Origin of the sequence: Pseudomonas antarctica, from assembly GCF_900624995.1 — a bacterium.
In the GTDB taxonomy this organism is placed as follows: Bacteria; Pseudomonadota; Gammaproteobacteria; order Pseudomonadales; family Pseudomonadaceae; genus Aquipseudomonas; species Aquipseudomonas antarctica.
In genome coordinates, this window is record NZ_UYXQ01000078.1 from 1 (window position 1) to 18,841 (window position 18,841).

Consider the following 18,841-nt stretch of genomic DNA (forward strand, 5'->3'; position numbering starts at 1 on the left):
GACCCGAGGGCACTTCCCAACGGACGATGCTGCAACAAAATTAATCTGGTTGGGATTGCGAAATATCACTGCTAACTGGGGCAAACCGGCACATGACTGGAAGAGTGCGATGAACCAATTTGCGATTCTGTACGGAGATCGATTTATCAGGCCTACCTGGTAAAACTAAGGCCTGCCTGTCGGCAGGCCGTTACCGGCCCGCACACAAAAAATCTGACACTCTCCCGGGCGCAGGCCACATTTAAAAGAGTGGCCTGCCTCCCATCTCGCCTAACCCAACCGAATACACGGCAACCGATACCTCACCTCGACCAGCTTCACACCGCCCCGCTCAAGCGTGCGCTCACTCCCCGTATCCTCAACGCAGCCTGCTCTGCGATAAAACCGGATCGCTCGTTTATTGCGCGCCAAGACCCAGAGCGTTAAGTGCTGAAACCCTTGTTCAGTCAAAAACTGTAAGCCTGCGTTCCACAACGCCAGCCCAACGCCGGTTTGCCAATGCTCCGCTTCAACGTAGAGGGCCATGACCTCACCGGTGTTATCCGCAGCAGCGTCTTCATCACGGCTGGCGCCGACGGATATCCAGCCAACCACCTGTTTGTTCACCTGCGCGACCCATACATTGGATTCGCCGGATTCAATTGAGCTAATCCAAAACGACTCCCGCCTGGCCAACGTCGCACCCAATGAGTTCAAGTAGTCGGCGGGCATCAGGTCGCGATAGGCTTGCTGCCAACTGCTGATGTGCACTTGGGCAATGGCCCTGGCGTCTGCGGGTGAGGCGTGGCGAATCATCGAGGCATTCCTTGTCCGGATATCAGGTGGTTAGCGTAAACCGGCCTCGATTACGATTTCGCGATGCACACCTTCTTGTGTCACCCACTCGTATGCGCCCTGCGCCTACAATGGCGACTTTTCTGACGACACGGATGTAGAAAGTAATGATAAAACGCCGATTTTCCCTGGCCCTCAGCCTTCTATGGCGCACGTACGTTGTGTTTTTCATTTACTCCATCGTAATCAGCCTGGCGCTCGGATTCGCGTTTAGCTTGAAGACGCTAGTCAACAGCTCTTTCAGTCTGTACCTGCCAGCCGGGGCACTCTTGGTGTTCGCGCTGCTGCTTGCGGTCTTGGAGGTGGGATGCCGTATCAACTTGCTGCGGGCAATGTTCGGTGGTCGGTTGAAACGCTCGCCGGCGCAATGGCGAACCTGCGTTCTTCAAATGTCTCTGGTGATCACCACCCTGGCCACCTTGAACGCCCTGATTGCCTTTGTTGCGCCGATTGATGTGTGGGTGTACTACAAGGCCTACGTTGCCCAACCGCTGTTTGCCGTCGGTGTCTTTGCTATCGGCTGGGCCCAAGCGACTTCGGGGGCTGAAGAAACGAGCGCTGCACTGGCAGTGAATTGATCAGCAACATGCTTTGTGCGTGATGGGGGCCAAAGCACAATAGGCGGGAAGGTCACATTCAAAACAAGGGTGGTCTGCCCCATAATTATCTCCAGCGGTGCCCGCGAGCGCACAGTGAGGCGTCAGCCCTTTATGAACCATAATCGTGTAAGGCAGTTGATTCATGGGGAGATCAATCGTGACGACCCGGTTGGAAGCCTCATCCATGTGCTGGAAGCCGCTATTGAGCTGATTTCGCTTCCCGACAATGAGTTCTGCTGGTCCAGCTGGGAAGACGAGGACCAGGCAAAGGCCGAGTTGCTGGGTTTGGTCAGCGTGCTCAGATCGGGAAAGCTTCCCAGAAAGTTGGACGTCTCTGTGCTATTCGCAGTAACCGGCCCACTCCAGGAACTCAGTCTCAGCAGTGGTTGGGCGAACACTTTTCTTAAAGTGGCTGACAAATATGACGAAGTCGAAGCATTGCTGTGGTGAGAAAGCAGAGCCCAGTGCCAACAGCCTGGCCTGCTCCGACTGCATCACTACGCCCTCCTGCATTGCCACGGCGCCCCCGGTTATCAAGCTTCGCCTGCGGCCCCGTCAAACATCGGCCCACCGAAGGTGAAGAACCTGAACGTTATCTTCTCGTGCCTGACATCTCTGAGCTCATACCGAATTCGGTCGAGCCCATCATTTATGCGGGTCACATTGAGGCGCATAAATTGGGTGATTCCGCCGCCAAACTCGCTGAGGTTGAGCGCGCTGACATCCTGAAAATGTATCGTCACGGCATTCCAGTCTGTTGTATCGACGGACAGCGTCAACGCCAGGTCGTATTTGAAGTCTTCGAACTGTATGTCGATGGCGATGACACAGTCATGCTCTCGCAGCAGTTCGTTCAAGCGCTCAAGTCTATCCATGTCCGGCCCGCCTTCAGCCAACCTGCTCAAACCGCCGACGCTTCAGGAACAACCCAACCCCGACCGCCACGGCAAAGATCGACAACAATCCTAGATCAAACCCTACCAAGCGCAGCTGGCTCGCAGCAACGCAACCGACCGCACCGCCCAGCACCAGCAAAACCCCCAGCCACTTGCGCAGCGGATACGACTTAAGAAACCGATCCAACAAAAAGAACAGCACCAGGGCAATGACCAACTGGGTAATTTCGGACATGGGTTTTTCCCGTCAGGTCTTGATGATCAGTGTCGAGGCGGTGCGTTGCGGGCCGATACCGCCGTTGACCTGCGCCTCGATGCTGACCAGTACGTCGCCTGCGTGGTAGGTGGGCAGGATTTGATTGGGTACAGGGGCAGTTAGGGGGCTGTGCTGGGCAAGGCAAGGCAAGGTTGAACAATGGCATGAGAGTCACGTTGACTCCAGTCGTAAACTCCCCAGCCAATAAAATAGTCGCGCAGCGCTGCAATGCATTCGACACCACTCCCTGCGCCGGGTCTTATTCAGTCGATCAACCGGCTAAGCATTCGGTGCCCATCATGAGTCACCTCGACCATCGCCGAGAGCATCACGCTATCCTCACCGTCTTGGGTGAGAACGGTCCGCAGTTCCGGCGGTTGGAACTGCACCCCTAAGTCGCCGGACTTCGCCACCACATAGACGTTTAGCACCTGCCCGGCTTTCATCAGGGTTTCATCATCGAGGGTGCTTTTATAACCGAGCACTTGAGGGTTCTGAATCCGCATCTGGCCCATGGAGTATCCCACCAGCTCATGCACGGCGACCACTTGGTTGGCATCGAGCGCTTGTTGAATGGCATTGCCCACATTAGATAGCCGCTCGCCAGCCCGAATCTCTTTGATACCGCTTTGCAGCGCGTGGCGAGCCGTCATCAATAGTTGCCGCTGTTGTTCCGTCGCATTGGGGGTGGCGAATGTCCATGCTTGGGCTACATGGGCCTGGGGCGATGCGGCTATCAATTCCACCTTGACCAGTGCTGCATCCGGAAACGGCATGTCGGTGGGCAGTGCGTTACCCACCTGGTTATTCACCGAAACCGGCACTGCCTCTGGGTAGCCCTTGTAGCCCACGGCCATCGGCCGCCAACCATAGTGCGAAAACTGTTTGAGTAAAAAGTTCTGAATCGCTATACCGCTACCGCCCTGACGGATCATCGGTTTGACCCTAAGCAGAAGGTCACTGGCCAGGGGGGCAAGCCGCGTCTCTTCAGCCAGAATCTTCTCGCTATCGAGTTGAGCAATCTTAGCCCCAAGGGCTCTGTTACCTGCTGCGTAGTCGTCGTACTGCGATTGTGTGGCGAAAACACTCGTACAACATACCAATGAAAGTATTCCGATCTTTTTCAAAACGTCGCTCCTTGGGCGCGAACTAAAGGTAGCAGCGTTCGGATCGCAGGCTCACGTTCAGGCACGCGTCGGTAACTTCCAATTCGGCCGAATGAAGTGGCAGGTATAGCCATTCGGTATCCGCTCCAGGTAATCCTGATGCTCCGGCTCTGCTTCCCAAAACGGCCCCGCCGGCTCTATTTCAGTGACCACCCGGCCCGGCCATAACTTGGAGGCATCCACGTCGGCAGCGGTGTCTTCGGCAATGTCCCGTTGTTGTTCACTCAGGTAATAAATCGCTGAACGGTAGCCTGGCCCCAGGTCATTGCCCTGCCGGTTAGGCGTGCTGGGGTCGTGTATCTGAAAAAAGAACTCAAGAATCTGCCGGTATGTGATCACCGCAGGATCAAAGACAATCTCAATCGCTTCGGCATGGTTGCCATGGTTGCGGTAGGTGGCATTCGGCACATCGCCACCGGTGTAGCCGACTCGCGTGCTCAGCACGCCAGGGTAGCGTCGCAACAGGTCTTGCATGCCCCAGAAGCAGCCGCCGGCGAGGATGGCGGTTTCGGTTAGGTTGGTCATGGTTTGTCCTTGTGCTGAATGGGTACAGGGGTAGTTATGGGGCTGTGTTGGGCAATAGCAAGGTTGAACGTCGGGTTGAAGCTCGTGCTCGCCTCACTCATAAAACTTCCTAGCCAACAAAATGGCTGCACAGCGCTGCCATACGTTCGATACCCCTGCGTGCGCCTAGGCAGGTCGCGTGCTGGCCGCTGCCCAAGAAGCCGCCGCATCGAGAAACGCGTCAACCGATGCGGTTTCCCAGCCTGGCGCACTTGGCCCACAGGGCGATGAAGGCATTACCCAACAAAAAAGCAAAGAGGACGTGTTGGTTTAAGTGATCAGGAAACAAATGGGGATGCCCAGTATGCAGAGTGGTGGTGTGTACGAGCGGACTCATTTGGTTTTTCGCCCTGATCATGACTGAGGTCATAGCCCTGTTTCAGCGTTCTGCTAGGGTCCAAAGCCGCTGAAAATTCCAAGGAAGGTGAGATTTCAGTCTAGTAACACCGGATTAATGATTGGAGCATTCGCGTTGAAAGCCTCGCACTGCATACTCGCCATCTTGCTGATTACGGCAGCACTGCTGCTGATAGACATACCTGTCGATACTTGGCTGACGTCAGCAACCCTTAGTTTGATTCTCGGGACTAGCGCACTGGTTTACATGGCAGCTGCCTGCCTGCTGGCCAGTCGCTGGGGCGTAATTGAGAGTCTGTTTGGCGGCCTGGACCGCGTCTATGAGGCACACAAGTGGCTAGGCATATGGGCGCTGGTGTTTGCCTCATATCACTTTGTGTTCAAGGCGAATCTGGATGTTTGGAACAGCGTGCCTATCCTGGAACTCCCCAAATACTGGACGCGATTGGTGCGCCAGTTGAGCTATGTCGCACTGGGTCTGATCGTGCTGCTGGCGCTGAACCGCAACATTCCTTACCGCCTATGGCGATGGTGGCACAAGCTCTCGGGCCCATTGTTCCTGATCGTAATATTGCATTGGCTCAGTTTCAAATCGCCGATCACCCTGCTCAGCCGCTCGGGTATCTGGTTGACGCTGTTCTGCGCACTGGGCGTGCTCGCCGCCCTCTACAAGCTGGTGCTCTATCCCTTTGTTGCCCGTGCGGGCGAGTACCGGGTGACCGCCGTGAATAGAGTCAATGAAGCACTGCATTTGACACTGGAGCCGATCCATAAAGGGTTTGACTTCAAAGCTGGGCAGTTCGCGTTTCTGGCAATGCAGCAAAAGGGCCTGCGCGAGCCACACCCTTTCACGATAGCCAGCGCCAACGGTGCGAATGGGCAGATTGCGTTCATGATCAGAGGGCTCGGGGATTACACCAAAAAGCTGTGCGCGTGCGCAAAAGTCGGAATGTGCGCGACGCTCTACGCCCCTTACGGACGTTTTAAACGCGCCTCTGAGGCCGAGCGGGAAATCTGGATCGGCGCAGGTGTGGGCATTTCGCCTTTTATTTCTTGGTTGCAAGATCCAGACGCAAAAGACTTCGAAAAAGCGACGCTGGTCTATTGCTTCACGCCCTCGCGCGCCTTCCCAGCGCCCGAGGAGTTGCAAGCCATGACCAAGATGCGCGGGGCACAATTCGTTCGTAATGTCGGTGGCATCGAACCGTTGGCCGAAACCTTGCGCCAAGCGGTGATTCACACCCAACCACACAAGATTCACGTCAGTTTTTGCGGCCCCAAAGGTTTACTGGCCAAGGTGCATGAACTGATGGATATCAACCGGATCCCGAAAGCTAATCTGCACTTCGAACTCTTCGAGTTCCGTTGAGTCTGCGGGGTGCAACCTACTCAATGGCCTCAGGTTGTGTCGCCTCATTTGACCGGCTTGCTTGGCTGGCTTAATCAGTTGTCAATGGCAGCAATGGGTCGTTTTCAGCCTCTCGCGATGGGCAGAAAACGGCCAATTGCTGCCTCTCGCCATCGTCCATTCTGGTTGGCAGTGTATCCTGCTCGTCAGGCCGTGCTTATGTGCGTTCAGCAATCCGGACAGTCAAAGTTTCAAGGTGGAAAAAATGCTCTCACATCGGACGGTAGCCTTCCTTGACGAGCAGGCGGACTCATCGCACCTCGTTTATCCTGAAGGAGGTTTGTTGTTCAGCTACCAATATGCCTACAAGCGAGCGCATTGCTGCCTGAACGGGGACATGCGGAATGCTTTGTATAACGTTGGTCTGAATAAGTATTCCGAAATAACTGAACAGGCAGCGAACGACTTGGCTCGTTTTTTTCAGCGTGCTCTTGGAGTTTACACTAAGGACACACCGACAGACTGCACTGTCTTAGCCGCCTGTAATTTGATCGATTATTTGAAGGAAGACCTACAGCACGACTTGGTTGAGTTTGTTATGGAGGACGGTGACTACGACATGACAGCTACATTCGAGATGGCAAGCAGATCACGAAATGACTATTCAAGGCTGGAGTTGTTCTGGTCTGTCGATTGACCGCATTTGGTCGTCGACCGCTGTTCATGAAAGACAGCCTTCGGCCAAGATCCGCCAGTCGACGTCCCTTAAATAAGCGCTAAGCAAGGTAAATTTCGCGATGAAAAGCTGGATAGCTAATACGAAAATTAATGCACTGTTAGGGGCTAGCTCTCAAAAATTTGATGGCGTGAAGGTTAGGCGGATCCTTATAAAATACTGCGACAGGTATCAAAAGATTTATCCTTTTGAAATTCTGGAAGAGCCACTTGAATTTCTGAAAAACAATGTAGATTCAGATAGTAAATATAGGGAGATGCGAGCGCTGCTTAGGGTTGCCGCTGAAGAATACTGCATTAGTTTAAACGAGATAGCCGATGCCCTTCTTGACCTGATAGACATTCGTGTCCTTACTACGGACCAAGCAAAAAAAATTATCAACCACGTTTTCGAAGCTTTTTCCTGCAATGAAAGTCCCGAAGATTTCATCCCAAGAGAGGATGCCTATTTGTGCAAAAATCTATTTGCGATTACCTCCAGCTAGCAAATGGTTGAAACCTCTAGCCTTGCTCACAATGACGGGCCCGATTGGCGTGACTAGATACTCGCCTCGGGACATTTTTGGGGCTTTGATGACTGGCCGCTTTTGGCTGTTTACTGCCTGTGCTGATCGGCAGCTCTGGGTCGAAAACGCGCAGTCGTATGCAAACGCAGACATGCCCTTTCGAGCAGTCAAATTGAGTTGAACAGACCGAGATATGAAATGGTTGCGGTGCTCTCCGGTAAGCGCACCAGCGGCTCTACATCGGTAGTGGTCGAACGTCGGTCGCCCCAGATGGCATTCGAACCCAGCCTCTTCAAGGGCGGCTTTCGCGAGCCGAGCCGCCGGGGGGTCTCGGCCCTTCGGGCATTCATCCTTCACACCTACGGGCTTCGGCATGCGCGCACCGCTTGCGATGGAACGCGCCAGTCCTCGTTAATCTGTAACCTGCGGGCAAGGGTTAAAAACCTCGGTTACGTCGAGTGTTGTATGCCACGGGATGGCAGTGCCTGACACCATTCCGCCTACGGTTTGCTTTCGACCCGACTTGCGCACATATCCGCCATCCGTCCCAGTGAAGACGTGCTGCCCTGGCTTCGTCAGATAATCAAAGAAACTGACTTTCACAGGCACATTCATTTGCCCACCTGGCGTAATGACGGCGAGCATGATCGCTCGGTCTTTGGTGAATACAACGAACGGTTCGACTCCAGTGCGACCACCAACTGTCTTCACGCACTGCACTTGTTCTGGGAGGATGCGTGCGGTTTCAGTGTAGGTGTGGTTGTTGTAGAGGCTGAGGATCAGGCCTTTGCTGGTCAACACTCCCAGGCCTTGAGTGGCCCTGCAGCTGCCTTCGCTTCCATATGGGAACAAGCACCAGTTAGTTTCCGATACGGCTTGAATATCCGATGGTGCAATTTTCAGATCGCGCTGGATTTGGGCTTTTGATTCCGGCGTGTCGTAAGGGATCATGACGCATCCGCCGACTGTCACTGCTGCGATGAGGCCTATGGCCGCAGCTACGTTTTGAACTGATGATTTGAAGGTGTTCATTGTTCGCTCTCCTTGCTGTATTACCACCACTGGAAGGCTGTGGCGATTTTGGTAGCGAACCTTACGGCATGGGCGAAAAGCAGTCATCCTCGTGCTGATAACTGGATCGGTAGATGACTTGATTGGACGCTTACCTATTTCTGACCGATTGCTGCACCCTGGCAAAATCGTACGCAATACCTTGCTTAAAGAGCCAGCAACTCAACGCTCGAGCCTGTCGTCACTCTCCTCCGACATTTTGGTACTCGCTTTCATCGCAGATAGCGTCGGCTTGGCAGCAGCGATGACAAGGCGCCATTGAGGGAGCGCAATTGCCGCAGCGTCGTTCTCTATGAGTTCAGGTGTTGCTTCGCAAAAATCCTCGATGGCTGCGCTTACATTTACCAAAAAAACGCTCTGCCTTGGAGTGAACCCCTGATCGACGAAGTATCCTTTTGGCGACGGAGTTGGCACCCAATCTTCCCATGAATTGATTAACTCATTCATACCACACCGAGGTGGCTCATTCTCGCACTCAATCAGCCACTCAAGTAGCTCGACAATTCGATTTCGTATTCGTTGGTAGACAAGCTGTCTGGTCATAATTTCACGTCTGGTTGAATCGTCATCCGCCCCTAATGAGGACAATTTTAGCCTTAATCCAGTGCCCGCCCCTGGTCAAAAACGGGCCTAACCTATGAGGCCGTCAGCTCAGTTGAACAGGCCGAGATATGTGATGGTTGCAGTGCTCTCCGGCAAGCGCACCAGCGGCTCTACTTGGGTAGAAGTCGAACGACGGTCACCCCAGATGGCATTCGAACCCACCATTATAAAATGCGTGAACTCTCCTACCCTAGAGCTGACCAACGCTCTCTCGGACTGACTGCGGATTTGCGCTATGACGTCTTGTGGGGTGCCGGCAAGCTCAACGAAATCTGAATCCATAGAGAACCCCAGCTCCTCCGCTAGACGCCATGTTGGATTGCGGTCTTCCCACGAAATGTACTCGGCTTCGCTTACGCTTTCAGGGGGCTCTGGCTCCCACTGCTCAAACACAAATTTCTTCGCCTCGGATTCAGTGGCGAAATTGGCACCGAAGAGATGGAAGGGCCAGCAGCCATCTTGCATGACACGATCTCGATTGTTGATGAGTCGTCAGGATCGTAACTGATTACAATCGGAGGAGCAGCTTGTCAGGGAAGCCCGACGGGAAAAGATGCTCACAATCCGACCTCGTCCTCATCGTTGTACCAAGGTTGAAATCTGCCCGTCCGTCCAGGTGCAATATAGGCTGCCCTTCAAGCGTCCGAGAGTAGCGATCTGACGCGTAGGGTGATATCACTGGAGTATCATCATTCTCTGTGACACCGCCGCACTGCATTGAAGGACTTCGCGATGCATCAAGTTATCAGCGCCGCTTACTACCGACCTGGATTCGCCAGGAGCGCTTGCGCATGGTTAATGATTGACGGCATTGGAATTGAGCAATGGCTGTCCACTCATCTCGAATGGTCAGACGTCGCAAGCCTTGGTCTTTCTCTGATCTGGCTTATCGACGAAGACGAAGACGCTCTTGCGAACCGTCGCATCATCCCGGCGGAGGATGGAAGCTCCACAATCGTGCCGTTGCTGGTCTGTAGCGATGACATGAATTTCGACTGTATCGTCTTGGTCGCTGAGCAGGTAATCGAGGCTGACACCGTACACTGGCGGCGCTTCGGTCGAAGTATTTCGGACAAACTGGAAGTTGGAATCTCGACAAAATGGATCGCCGAGAGCAAGCCGGTAAGCTTCGCATTGGAGGCCTTCCAAAACGCATTGGAGCAGTTCACTCAGTTGTCGAAGACGAAGCCAGACAACCATTGCGATGACCCCTTAAGCCCTCAATAGCCTAGCTTACGTTGCATCATTTTTATCGCTATCAGGCCCACTACCACGTTGAAATGTTGTGACCACGTAGCCCGAATTCACAGTGGCCATACATGCTTCCAGAGGACACGCTGGAGCAGCCATCCTAGTAGAATTCGTCGAGCTGATTACCGCCCACTTTGAGATGTTCTATGAGCTCTGAATTAACTGAAGAAGAAATGCGTCGTGCCCTATTCGGTACGCCTCAGCCCGAAGACCAGGTGTCTGCGCCTCAAGTACAGGAGCCTGAGCCAGAAATGGAACCTACAAAGCCAGCAGAAGCTCACCAAGTGAAGAAGAAAGTGGCGAAAGCATTTACGCCCAGGCTGAGGGTCAGGTTACGTGTTGGAAACGAGTTTGAAGGGAAAATGATCGAATTGATTCACGAGGCTGATACGTTGAGCTCGTTGCTTGCTGAGCAAGAGGCTGTGAAGGCTGCTAGGAAGAAGTACAAGTACGTGGATGTCGTATCGGTTAAATCGATGTAGACGACGCGACTGGGCCGATGAGTCCCCTCTATCTCTAACGAGCGCCCCCCTTGGCTCTGCTCTCTATCTGCATCAACTCGGCGGCGTTGTCGACGAACAGCCCGTCACTTGTGGGTAAGTCTGGCAAACAAGCATAATTTTATTTTTGGGCTCAAAGCCATGATCAATCATGCAGCGTTGCACTTCTGCAGTGCGCCCGATGCTGGCGACGTCCAGATTCGACCCAAGTGGTTTGGCATAGCCGCACGCATACATCACTGGCAGGGCTTCACTATCATTGGCTACCTTGAATGAGAAATGGAGTGATGCTCCCGCTTTACGCCATGAGACCTGCATACGTTCATCCCGACCAGAATTAGGCTTGATTGGGTGAAATGCTTCATCTTCTACAAACGGCAACGCTTCGAGCTGCGACAAACTAAGCGGACGACCCTGCCTTTTTTCGACGCAGGCTGGCATATTCTCCATTATTTCACAGTATTCAAAGCCGTCTTTACGGGTAAAGCCGAGGCGTTGCATACACTGAAAGTGAATTATCTGTTCGTTTATTGGGAAATGGTTTTGTGGCCCTGCCACAGGGTCTCCACATTCTGCCATTGCGGCTCTTACACCATCTACAGAGGTCGAAGTGCGTTGCCATCGGGTGAATTCCGGTGATGGGGGGCAACCGGTGAGTAAAAGTACCGCCGAGATCAGGACTGGGATGGTAATGATCTGAGATTTGCTGAACATATTTTGTCCTTAATTTATGTCATGCCACCCGAATGGTGTCCAACTCTTCGGGGCGAATAATCCCACCATATGACTCCTACAGTACCAGCCGGTATCTGGGCAGTCTCAGGTATGCCGGGTGTCAAAACTGTCTTAGTCAGTCTCGGCGCTTGCATAAATGTCATCGCGTGTACGATTGCTGGAGATTTTAACGCAGGTATTGCCTGATGAAACGCTTCATTCAAGGCGAATATCGCGGTCAAAGCGCCTTGCTCCCCGAGAGCCTCGACGATTACGTCAGCAGTTCATGGGCGACCTCCGAGTGCTGGCGGATAGAACATCTATAACCCGTCAGTTGGAGGTCTAATTTCTGAGACTGCAAAACAGCGATGGCTTAAGCGATGATATCAGTCGTCGCGGCCTGCCCGATCGTACCGACTGCAAAGCTCACCAGGCCACTGCCAGTGAGGTCGATCATCAGACTGCTCTGATTACTCTCTTGGAAGTAGGTCAGGATGGCGTCGCCGGCATGACCTGTGAAGCTGCTCACGAAGTTCAGCGTCGCGCTGGCCGACGAGAACGCGGCAATGCCTGACAGATCTATTTTGTCTTGCCCTGTGGTGAAGTCCATGATCCAGGCCGGCGCTGTCATCGTCGAGTCGCTGGCTTGGCCGAACACAAAAGTGTCTGCCCCGGCACCGCCCCACAAGGAATCCCCACCGCCACCCCCATAGATGATGTCGTTCCCGGCACCGCCTTCAAGAATGTTGGCCGCCAAATTACCCATCAAGAGATCGTTGCCAGCGCCTCCGATCGCGTTTTCCAGCGTCACACCATGAGCAATAGATACGTTACCCACCAGGCCGCCCACATCGGAGAACGAACCTGCATTGAGGTTGATCTTCTGGTTCTGGCTGAAACCGGAAAAGTCCAGGGTGTCGTTACCACCGCCATCCCACACCGAAAACACCAGTTTGTCGCTGGATGCGGTCGCCGTGTAATAGTCGCGCTCGGTGTTCGAGTTGAACCCGTAAACGGTGTGGTCACTGCGGGTATCCAGGTTCGCCCCGTAAAGCTTCTGGATCGCCACGATGTCATCCATTAACGGCGCTGACGAATAAGTACCACTGAAATTCTGCTGGGTATTACTTTCGCTCCAATAACTCATGAGGCTATAGCCACGCGTGTCCTCAGCATAAGTGACATCGTTGTACGTCGGGTTGCCGTTTCCAGCGTTGTAGTTGCCGGGGTGAGACAACCCCAGGGAGTGGCCAATTTCGTGGGTGAGCGTTTGCCGGCCGTAGTTACCGTTGTCCGGCGTGGTGTTGACCTGATACTGATCATTGACCCAATACCAGGACTGACCGTCACGTGAACCACCGGTTGGCAAGTACGCGAAGGCTGCACCGCCGGTATAGTTGCTGTAGTTGCCAAACGTCAGGTGACCATCGGCCCCGTCAGGGGTGTCAGCGAAGGTCACATTGGCAACATCAGACCAAGACTGCAAAGCGTGCACTGTCTGGGCCTTTTGCACGGCATTGAACTCACTGAAATTACCCAGGTTCGGGTTGAAGTCAGCGGGCTTGGAGGTCAGAAATGTGTAACTGAGGCTGATTTTTCCGTCCCCGTTCTGATCGTGCCAGCTTGCGCCTTTACGCAGTAATTCGTCCGCAGCCTGGTCGGCGGTGAACGAAGGCTTACCGTTCACCAGAACAGGCCCGCCACGGTCATACCCATGGTGAAAACTATCGACCTGCTCGTAAGCCTTGCTGGTCTGACTGGTAGTAAATACTTTATTTTCTTTTAGTTTTGACATATACGTCCTTGTTAATCACTGATGAAGACCCCCTGAGTGGAGAAGGCGCTTCTGAAAAATCAAATTTTTACATTGTTGGCGGGGGCGCGATTGATGACTTAGTGTTGAGCTGAGTTATTAATGTTGCCCCGGGCATGCCAAAGCCTTATTTAAAGTGTTTAGTGTGAGTTGATCACCGTTTAATTATTGTTAAGTGGTTGTGGTGTCGTGAGACATAGGCGTTAGCGTTTGAGCACGCGATAAATGCTTTAAAAAGTCATTATCTTTACCCGAAGAGCAAGATAACAGCCACGCGCGAGGCGTGGGTGGCCGTTGTCAATTTCTAACCTGCATTGTCCCGGATATCTGGGGCAAGAGCATCGAACAGACCAAACTCTCGTTACAAAATAATCGGTTTGGTTCAATGATTGGATAGCCGGATTCAGTGCGATAAGTCCGCACGGGCAGCGCTGCTCACCCACTTTTTTATCAACCAGCCTCAGCACAACACTTACATGCTCAAAACGAAACGCCCCCTGCATTAATAGAATAACTGCAACGTTTGAAACGAAAGGTATAGCGCCAGACTGAGCAACGCGCCGTACATGAGGCGAGTCCGCAAGCGTAAGGGCGAGTATCCCTTCGGGACACTCGAACAATGGATAGGCGCCACGCCTTTCCTGACACGAAAGCTGAACGGAGTAAGTGCGCAGATGAGCTTGAACGTACTCGCCTACAACCTGAAGCGGGTCATGAACATTCTCGGCACCCGCGGTTTAATGAAGGCGCTGTGGGCCTGAAGAGGTGTTTATTTTGGCCAACCCGCACGGTAGAAGCGACGCTGAGGGCTCCCAGGCCCGAGGGATGATCCGCAGGACTTTTTGCGAGCAATTACTCAGCTAACAGCCTTCTGCGCTACGCGCCGACAGTGCATCAGCGCGTGTTTACACACGCTGGGCCAACAGTGGACATTACTGACTATTCACAGTCTTGGAATTTCAACAAACAGGTTCTAACTTTATTGTGCTGATTGCTCCCTATTTCTAAGCCTGCCGCAGTCGATGTTAAATCATAACGTTCCCACCTCATTAGCACTGCGCATGAAATCAACAAATGCACGCAGCTTGCCTGGCATGTGTTTACGATGGGGGTAGTAAAGATGAAACGCATCGTCCATGCCGCTGTGCGGCTTCAATATCTGACTAAGCGTACCGTTTTCTAACGCTTGCTTCGCGAAGTCCTCGAAAACGAAGCCAAGGCCTTGGCCTTGTATTGCCGCATCAAGGACGGACCTCATTTCGTCAAAAATAAAACGCCCTTGAACATCGATTTGAACCATTTGCCCGCCATCTTCGAACTTCCATTCAAAGAATCTTCCGCCCACTGAATACCGCTGGCGAATGCAGTTGTGCTCCAGCAGTTGCTCCAGCGTCTGCGGCTCAACCCGCGTGCTGAAGTAATCCGGCGCCGCCACCACAATTCTTTTTTGTGCCGCTCCCAACGGTACCGCGACCATGTCGTTTTGCACTCTTTTCCCCATGCGCATGCCGATATCGAAACCGGCATTAACGATATCGCCAAGGTGGTTATCCAGTGATACCTCGACATTAATCAGCGGGAATTTTTCCATGAAGGCGCTTAGATGCGGTTCGATCAAGATGCGGTATGCAACGTACGAGGAGTTGAGGCGCACTGTGCCAGAGGGTTGATCCGTCGCGAGCAAGACTTGTGACAAGGAGTCTCTGATCAAAGCAAGCGCAGGTGCCAATGCTGCGTTCAATGACGCGCCGGCCTCCGTCAGGCTGACACTGCGTGTTGTTCGATTGAATAGCCGCACATTGAGTTGTGCTTCCATACTTTTGATCGTGCGTGATACCGCGGTTGGCGTGACACCGACTTCTGCCGCGGCGCGAGCGAAGTTCAAATGTCGGGCGGCAGCCTCGAAGGTTAAAAGACCGGGGAAATGCACCGACGGTAAAGGAAGTGAACCCTCTATGCCCTCAGCGCGCGTCGGGCGCTGCATTATGACTTTTTTGATCATACTGTATCCACTCTTATGACTATTTACGTCATTATTATTGACCTCCATAGTTGACACAGCAAGGAATTTCATCCGGCAGAACAGTTATCAGGAGGAGTCACAATGGCACTCAACAGCCCATCAACGGATCTTTTCAGGCCAATGACTTTAGGCGCCTTATCTCTGGCTAACCGTATTGTCATGGCCCCGTTAACGCGCAGCCGCATGGGGCCAGAAGGCGTACCCAACGAAATGCACGCTCGCTACTACGCCCAACGTGCCAGCGCCGGTCTGATCATTAGTGAAGCGACTAACATTTCCGCACAAGCGCGGGGGTATGCATTGACGCCAGGCATCTGGACTGAAGAGCACGTAGCAGGCTGGAAACGGGTAACAAATGCGGTGCATGCCGCTGGTGGACTTATTGTTTGCCAACTGTGGCATGTGGGGCGCTTCTCGCATGTGGACCTGCAGCCCGATGGCACGGCACCGGTAGCGCCCTCGGCGATTAAAGCCGAAGGCCAGACCTTCACTGAAAATGGAATGATGGACGTCTCCATCCCGCGAGCGCTGGAAACATCCGAAATCCCAGGCATTATCGAGCAGTACCGACACGCCGCTGCATGCGCAAAACGCGCCGGCTTTGATGGTGTTGAAGTGCACTCTGCCAATAGCTATTTGCTCGATCAGTTCCTGCGCGACTCTACCAATCAGCGGACCGACCAATATGGTGGTTCGATTGAGAATCGCACACGACTCACGCTGGAAGTAACCGCGGCAGTCGTCGAGATCTGGGGCCATGACCGCGTTGGCATTCGCCTGTCTCCCGTGACGCCAGATGCCGGCAACACGCCCTTGGACAGCCAGGTAATGCAAACCTATGGCTATCTGATTGAGCAACTGAATCGCTTCCAGCTCGCCTATATGCATTTTGTCGAGGGCGCTACCGCTACGTCACGCACTGTTCCCGGGAACGTAGATCTCGACGCGTTACGTGCACGGTTCAAAGGCCCCTACATCGGCAACAACAATTACGACATCGAACTGGCCGTCACCCGCCGTGCCGAAGGCAAGGTCGATGCAGTGGCTTTTGGTCGCCCGTTTATTGCCAATCCGGATTTGGTGCGTCGATTAAAAGAAGGTGCAGAACTCGCTGTTGCGCCACGCGAAACCTATTACGGTAACGGCGCAAAGGGTTACACCGATTGGCCTACGCTCGCGGGATAAGCCAACTGGGCAACACTTCAAAAGTGAGACCTTGAGCCCCAGCGGTGGACGCCGCTGCGCAGGGTCGCAGGGGTTGATCTCAATGCCAGCCAAACGTGGCCGTTTTTTTAACACGACTCGAATTAACAACCAGGAATACAAACATGAACAAACCTACTTATGTGCCGGAATATCAAGCCATCGTCGAGGTACTGAACAAATACAACGAAGGCTGCAAGCAAGCCAAAAGCAGCATCATGAAGCCAGCGTTCAGTGAGCACGCAACGATGTTCAGCGTCGATGGCGACGGTAAGCTGACCGGCGGCCCGATTCAGACATTGTTCGATGGCATTGACAGCGCGTTCCGCCCGTCTCCCGACGCTCAAGGTGTAATCGTCAACATCGACATCGTAGGCACCGCTGCCAGCGCGCGCATCGACACCAATGACGTATCGGGCTTTTGCTTTACAGATTTCTTCAACCTGCTAAAAGTCGATGGCAAGTGGACGGTGGTCAGCAAGATTTACTACACACATCCAAATCATTAAATCCTCAATCAGCGCGCTCAACTCACAAACACATCTAAAAGAACAAATCATAACCAAGAAATTGCGACACACATCGGGGCGGAGTGGTCTACGTTAAATCTGAAATGTATCGGCACGTCAGCAGATGTAGATTTCGCGTAGAAGCGCGATTTTCAGTCCAGTTTTGATTACCTATCGCGCTCAAAAACGTTTTTACACAGCCTCGGCCAGAAGCAGACGCTCAAAAATGGCAGGTATTGCAAAATTGGGGGCCGGCCATAGGGTTGCGAGGGAAATGGCCCCCGATGTTTTTGCAGGACTCGGGCCATTACCTGCGTCCTGCGCCTAACCGGGGGCCATTTCTCGCAGCAACGCGGCTCGCGATGAAACGGCAACAGCCCCTAGAGCTGAAAGCGCGAAATGTTCTCTCGCAATGTCACGCTGGTGCGTGCCAGCCCTTCGCTTTCCTGCTGAGCGCTGCGGAAGGCTGCAGCGGATTGCTCGGCGCTTTCGCTGACGGTCACGATGCCCCGGCTGATCTGCTCGGCAACGGTACTCTGCTGCTCGGCGGCAGCGGCGATTTGGTGGTTCATGCCGTTGATCCGCTCGATCATGGTGACGATCGTGCTTACCGCGTCACCGGCCTCGGAAACGCCGGACACCGACTGCGCACTGGAGCGCTTGCAGCGTTGCATATGCTGCGAGGTCTCGTCGGCAATTTTCTGCAGACTGGCGATCAGTCCCTCAATCTCTGAGGTGGCCTTCTGGGTACGCTTTGCCAGGCTGCGCACCTCGTCGGCTACCACCGCGAAGCCGCGTCCGGCCTCGCCAGCACGGGCAGCTTCGATGGCTGCATTGAGGGCCAGCAGGTTGGTCTGGTCGGCCACCGACTTGATCACTTCAAGTACGCCGCCGATATTACCGGTTTCATCCTTCAACCGGACCATGGCCATGTTGGACTGTTCGATTGTCTCGGCCAGCTCGCCGATCATGTTGACGGCATCTTTGGCCTTCTGCTGGCTGTGCAGGGCCGCGCTATCGGCCTCGCTGGCGGCACTGGCGGCGGATTCGGCATTGCGCGCGACATCCTGCACGGTGGCGGCCATTTGGTGAACGGCGGTGACGATCTGCTCGACCTCGCACTGTGCCATGGCCACGCTTTCGGCGTTTCTCAGGCTCGATTGGCTAAGCTCCTGGCTGGATTCGGCTACGGTCTGTGAGGACAGGTTTATGCCCTTGGTCATGTCCCGCAGGTTCTCCTGCATGCTCAGCAGGGCGGCCATGATGCTGGCTTGTGGTGGCTCAATCGTGCGCTCGCTAGCGCGCAAATCGCCCTTGGCAACCCGTTGGGCAAGCTGGTTGAGTTCACTCGGTTCGGCACCCAGCGCGCGCAGCAGGTTGCGGCTGATGACGTAGCCCAGTACCGCTGCCAGTAAGACGGCCAGCGCAGTAATGGCGAGCAGCAGGTTACGTTGTGACAGATAGTGCGCGTCATTCTCGCTGACCTGCAGGTCTGCCTTCTGGTTGGTGTAGCGCAGGTATTCGCCAATTGCCTGGGTCAGCTCGGCCAGTAATGGTGTGCACTGCTCGCTGACCATGCGCAGGGCCTCGTCGTTTTCACCCTTGAACAGGTGTTCGGCAATGGTGTGCGCTACCGGTTCGTAGCGGCTCTCGACCTACTCGATGGTTGAGAACAGTTCACGTGATTTGGGCGACACATCATCATGGTTATCCATTGCCTGGCGTAGCGCGGCGAGGCTGCTAGCCACCATTTGTTCGTTGACGGCAATCGCGCCCCGTTGCTGGCCTCTCGCGGTGACATTGCTGTTCAAGGCGATGTTACGCAAGGCAATCGCGCGCTGGGCAGCGGCGTCGTTCAGTGTGTTGGCCAGGCGGGTGCGTGCATCAACGCCA

General features: G+C 54.0%; 22 protein-coding genes and 4 pseudogenes. 12 read left to right on the forward strand and 14 right to left on the reverse strand.

The genetic code is table 11. From position 1 onward, the window contains the following. Positions 1-163, forward strand: a pseudogene (locus E0F99_RS22680) (IS256 family transposase); the annotation flags it as partial. 107 nt (positions 164-270) lie between these two features. Here E0F99_RS22680 and E0F99_RS22685 read toward each other — a convergent pair. Continuing rightward, positions 271-795 carry a GNAT family N-acetyltransferase gene (locus tag E0F99_RS22685; RefSeq protein ID WP_083357664.1) on the reverse strand — a complete coding sequence of 175 codons (525 nt, stop codon included), beginning with the start codon at positions 793-795 and terminating at the stop codon, positions 271-273. 146 nt (positions 796-941) lie between these two features. Here E0F99_RS22685 and E0F99_RS31255 point away from each other — a divergent pair, with 146 nt between their 5' ends. Beyond that, positions 942-1,412: a septation protein IspZ gene (locus tag E0F99_RS31255; protein WP_083357663.1), complete on the forward strand. Its 471-nt coding sequence runs from the start codon at positions 942-944 to the stop codon at positions 1,410-1,412. Between the two features lie 132 nt (positions 1,413-1,544). Further along, a complete protein-coding gene (locus E0F99_RS22695; RefSeq protein WP_083357662.1) occupies positions 1,545-1,883 on the forward strand; it encodes a hypothetical protein in 339 nt (112 codons plus the stop codon). 83 nt (positions 1,884-1,966) lie between these two features. On the opposite strand, the gene E0F99_RS22700 is transcribed toward E0F99_RS22695, so the two are convergent. The 5 genes from E0F99_RS22700 to msrA form a co-directional block, all read right to left on the reverse strand. After that, the gene (locus tag E0F99_RS22700; RefSeq protein WP_083357661.1) at positions 1,967-2,308 is read right to left on the reverse strand and encodes a hypothetical protein; all 342 of its coding nucleotides are present in this window, start codon (positions 2,306-2,308) and stop codon (positions 1,967-1,969) included. 13 nt (positions 2,309-2,321) lie between these two features. Further along, the gene (locus E0F99_RS22705) at positions 2,322-2,564 is read right to left on the reverse strand and encodes a hypothetical protein (protein ID WP_083357660.1); all 243 of its coding nucleotides are present in this window, start codon (positions 2,562-2,564) and stop codon (positions 2,322-2,324) included. A 12-nt stretch (positions 2,565-2,576) separates the two neighbouring features. Next, positions 2,577-2,735: a hypothetical protein gene (locus tag E0F99_RS30080; protein ID WP_156795336.1), complete on the reverse strand. Its 159-nt coding sequence runs from the start codon at positions 2,733-2,735 to the stop codon at positions 2,577-2,579. 113 nt (positions 2,736-2,848) lie between these two features. Next, positions 2,849-3,712, reverse strand: coding sequence for a M24 family metallopeptidase (locus tag E0F99_RS22710; protein WP_083357659.1), 864 nt, complete (start codon positions 3,710-3,712; stop codon positions 2,849-2,851). Positions 3,713-3,769: 57 nt separating this feature from the next. Then, complete coding sequence (gene msrA / locus E0F99_RS22715) at positions 3,770-4,276, reverse strand: peptide-methionine (S)-S-oxide reductase MsrA (protein ID WP_083357658.1); 507 nt, start codon at positions 4,274-4,276, stop codon at positions 3,770-3,772. 511 nt (positions 4,277-4,787) lie between these two features. Between msrA and E0F99_RS22720 the strand changes: the two genes are divergently transcribed. The 3 genes from E0F99_RS22720 (at position 4,788) to E0F99_RS22730 (ending at position 7,240) form a co-directional block, all read left to right on the forward strand. Beyond that, positions 4,788-6,041 carry a ferredoxin reductase family protein gene (locus E0F99_RS22720; protein WP_083360396.1) on the forward strand — a complete coding sequence of 418 codons (1,254 nt, stop codon included), beginning with the start codon at positions 4,788-4,790 and terminating at the stop codon, positions 6,039-6,041. A gap of 61 nt (positions 6,042-6,102) precedes the next feature. Then, a complete protein-coding gene (locus tag E0F99_RS22725; RefSeq protein ID WP_130908940.1) occupies positions 6,103-6,717 on the forward strand; it encodes a hypothetical protein in 615 nt (204 codons plus the stop codon). Between the two features lie 100 nt (positions 6,718-6,817). After that, positions 6,818-7,240, forward strand: a complete 423-nt coding sequence (locus tag E0F99_RS22730) for a hypothetical protein (protein WP_083357656.1) — start codon at positions 6,818-6,820, stop codon at positions 7,238-7,240. Positions 7,241-7,672: 432 nt separating this feature from the next. Here E0F99_RS22730 and E0F99_RS22735 read toward each other — a convergent pair whose 3' ends face one another. The 3 genes from E0F99_RS22735 to E0F99_RS22745 all read right to left on the reverse strand — a co-directional run bounded on the left by E0F99_RS22735 (position 7,673) and on the right by E0F99_RS22745 (position 9,400). Continuing rightward, positions 7,673-8,293, reverse strand: coding sequence for a hypothetical protein (locus tag E0F99_RS22735; RefSeq protein WP_048402005.1), 621 nt, complete (start codon positions 8,291-8,293; stop codon positions 7,673-7,675). A gap of 201 nt (positions 8,294-8,494) precedes the next feature. Further along, a complete protein-coding gene (locus E0F99_RS22740; RefSeq protein WP_083357655.1) occupies positions 8,495-8,779 on the reverse strand; it encodes a hypothetical protein in 285 nt (94 codons plus the stop codon). A 204-nt stretch (positions 8,780-8,983) separates the two neighbouring features. Next, complete coding sequence (locus E0F99_RS22745; protein WP_048402003.1) at positions 8,984-9,400, reverse strand: hypothetical protein; 417 nt, start codon at positions 9,398-9,400, stop codon at positions 8,984-8,986. 267 nt (positions 9,401-9,667) lie between these two features. Here E0F99_RS22745 and E0F99_RS22750 point away from each other — a divergent pair, with 267 nt between their 5' ends. Further along, positions 9,668-10,162 carry a hypothetical protein gene (locus E0F99_RS22750; RefSeq protein ID WP_083357654.1) on the forward strand — a complete coding sequence of 165 codons (495 nt, stop codon included), beginning with the start codon at positions 9,668-9,670 and terminating at the stop codon, positions 10,160-10,162. A 170-nt stretch (positions 10,163-10,332) separates the two neighbouring features. Beyond that, a complete protein-coding gene (locus tag E0F99_RS22755; protein ID WP_083357653.1) occupies positions 10,333-10,668 on the forward strand; it encodes a hypothetical protein in 336 nt (111 codons plus the stop codon). Positions 10,669-10,740: 72 nt separating this feature from the next. Here E0F99_RS22755 and E0F99_RS22760 read toward each other — a convergent pair whose 3' ends face one another. Beyond that, positions 10,741-11,400: a hypothetical protein gene (locus tag E0F99_RS22760; RefSeq protein WP_083357652.1), complete on the reverse strand. Its 660-nt coding sequence runs from the start codon at positions 11,398-11,400 to the stop codon at positions 10,741-10,743. Between the two features lie 206 nt (positions 11,401-11,606). Between E0F99_RS22760 and E0F99_RS31260 the strand changes: the two are divergent. Continuing rightward, positions 11,607-11,687, forward strand: a pseudogene (locus tag E0F99_RS31260) (hypothetical protein); the annotation flags it as partial. An 86-nt stretch (positions 11,688-11,773) separates the two neighbouring features. On the opposite strand, the gene E0F99_RS22765 reads toward E0F99_RS31260, so the two are convergent. Then, complete coding sequence (locus tag E0F99_RS22765) at positions 11,774-13,195, reverse strand: serralysin family metalloprotease (RefSeq protein ID WP_083357651.1); 1,422 nt, start codon at positions 13,193-13,195, stop codon at positions 11,774-11,776. 563 nt (positions 13,196-13,758) lie between these two features. On the opposite strand from E0F99_RS22765, the pseudogene E0F99_RS22770 reads away from it, so the two are divergent. Beyond that, a pseudogene (locus E0F99_RS22770) lies at positions 13,759-13,974 on the forward strand (IS5/IS1182 family transposase); the annotation flags it as partial. A 269-nt stretch (positions 13,975-14,243) separates the two neighbouring features. On the opposite strand, the gene E0F99_RS22775 reads toward E0F99_RS22770, so the two are convergent. Next, complete coding sequence (locus E0F99_RS22775; RefSeq protein WP_083357650.1) at positions 14,244-15,215, reverse strand: LysR family transcriptional regulator; 972 nt, start codon at positions 15,213-15,215, stop codon at positions 14,244-14,246. 102 nt (positions 15,216-15,317) lie between these two features. Here E0F99_RS22775 and E0F99_RS22780 point away from each other — a divergent pair, with 102 nt between their 5' ends. Beyond that, on the forward strand, positions 15,318-16,421 hold the full coding sequence (locus E0F99_RS22780; protein WP_083357649.1) for an alkene reductase: 1,104 nt from the start codon (positions 15,318-15,320) through the stop codon (positions 16,419-16,421). Positions 16,422-16,564: 143 nt separating this feature from the next. Next, on the forward strand, positions 16,565-16,948 hold the full coding sequence (locus E0F99_RS22785) for a nuclear transport factor 2 family protein (protein WP_083357648.1): 384 nt from the start codon (positions 16,565-16,567) through the stop codon (positions 16,946-16,948). Positions 16,949-17,328: 380 nt separating this feature from the next. On the opposite strand, the gene E0F99_RS22790 is transcribed toward E0F99_RS22785, so the two are convergent. Beyond that, positions 17,329-18,525, reverse strand: coding sequence for a methyl-accepting chemotaxis protein (locus E0F99_RS22790; protein ID WP_232000136.1), 1,197 nt, complete (start codon positions 18,523-18,525; stop codon positions 17,329-17,331). Between the two features lie 78 nt (positions 18,526-18,603). Then, a pseudogene (locus E0F99_RS30575) lies at positions 18,604-18,841 on the reverse strand (methyl-accepting chemotaxis protein); the annotation flags it as partial.

What these genes read in the sequence shown, in the direction of transcription:
- E0F99_RS22685 (WP_083357664.1), bottom strand. Translation starts at nt 795, where the DNA reads ATGATTCGCCACGCCTCACCCGCAGACGCCAGGGCCATTGCCCAAGTG.
- E0F99_RS31255 (WP_083357663.1), top strand. Translation starts at nt 942, where the DNA reads ATGATAAAACGCCGATTTTCCCTGGCCCTCAGCCTTCTATGGCGCACG.
- E0F99_RS22695 (WP_083357662.1), top strand. Translation starts at nt 1,545, where the DNA reads ATGAACCATAATCGTGTAAGGCAGTTGATTCATGGGGAGATCAATCGT.
- E0F99_RS22700 (WP_083357661.1), bottom strand. Translation starts at nt 2,308, where the DNA reads ATGGATAGACTTGAGCGCTTGAACGAACTGCTGCGAGAGCATGACTGT.
- E0F99_RS22705 (WP_083357660.1), bottom strand. Translation starts at nt 2,564, where the DNA reads ATGTCCGAAATTACCCAGTTGGTCATTGCCCTGGTGCTGTTCTTTTTG.
- msrA (WP_083357658.1), bottom strand. Translation starts at nt 4,276, where the DNA reads ATGACCAACCTAACCGAAACCGCCATCCTCGCCGGCGGCTGCTTCTGG.
- E0F99_RS22730 (WP_083357656.1), top strand. Translation starts at nt 6,818, where the DNA reads ATGAAAAGCTGGATAGCTAATACGAAAATTAATGCACTGTTAGGGGCT.
- E0F99_RS22735 (WP_048402005.1), bottom strand. Translation starts at nt 8,293, where the DNA reads ATGAACACCTTCAAATCATCAGTTCAAAACGTAGCTGCGGCCATAGGC.
- E0F99_RS22740 (WP_083357655.1), bottom strand. Translation starts at nt 8,779, where the DNA reads ATGAATGAGTTAATCAATTCATGGGAAGATTGGGTGCCAACTCCGTCG.
- E0F99_RS22745 (WP_048402003.1), bottom strand. Translation starts at nt 9,400, where the DNA reads ATGCAAGATGGCTGCTGGCCCTTCCATCTCTTCGGTGCCAATTTCGCC.
- E0F99_RS22750 (WP_083357654.1), top strand. Translation starts at nt 9,668, where the DNA reads ATGCATCAAGTTATCAGCGCCGCTTACTACCGACCTGGATTCGCCAGG.
- E0F99_RS22755 (WP_083357653.1), top strand. Translation starts at nt 10,333, where the DNA reads ATGAGCTCTGAATTAACTGAAGAAGAAATGCGTCGTGCCCTATTCGGT.
- E0F99_RS22760 (WP_083357652.1), bottom strand. Translation starts at nt 11,400, where the DNA reads ATGTTCAGCAAATCTCAGATCATTACCATCCCAGTCCTGATCTCGGCG.
- E0F99_RS22765 (WP_083357651.1), bottom strand. Translation starts at nt 13,195, where the DNA reads ATGTCAAAACTAAAAGAAAATAAAGTATTTACTACCAGTCAGACCAGC.
- E0F99_RS22775 (WP_083357650.1), bottom strand. Translation starts at nt 15,215, where the DNA reads ATGATCAAAAAAGTCATAATGCAGCGCCCGACGCGCGCTGAGGGCATA.
- E0F99_RS22780 (WP_083357649.1), top strand. Translation starts at nt 15,318, where the DNA reads ATGGCACTCAACAGCCCATCAACGGATCTTTTCAGGCCAATGACTTTA.
- E0F99_RS22785 (WP_083357648.1), top strand. Translation starts at nt 16,565, where the DNA reads ATGAACAAACCTACTTATGTGCCGGAATATCAAGCCATCGTCGAGGTA.
- E0F99_RS22790 (WP_232000136.1), bottom strand. Translation starts at nt 18,525, where the DNA reads ATGGTCAGCGAGCAGTGCACACCATTACTGGCCGAGCTGACCCAGGCA.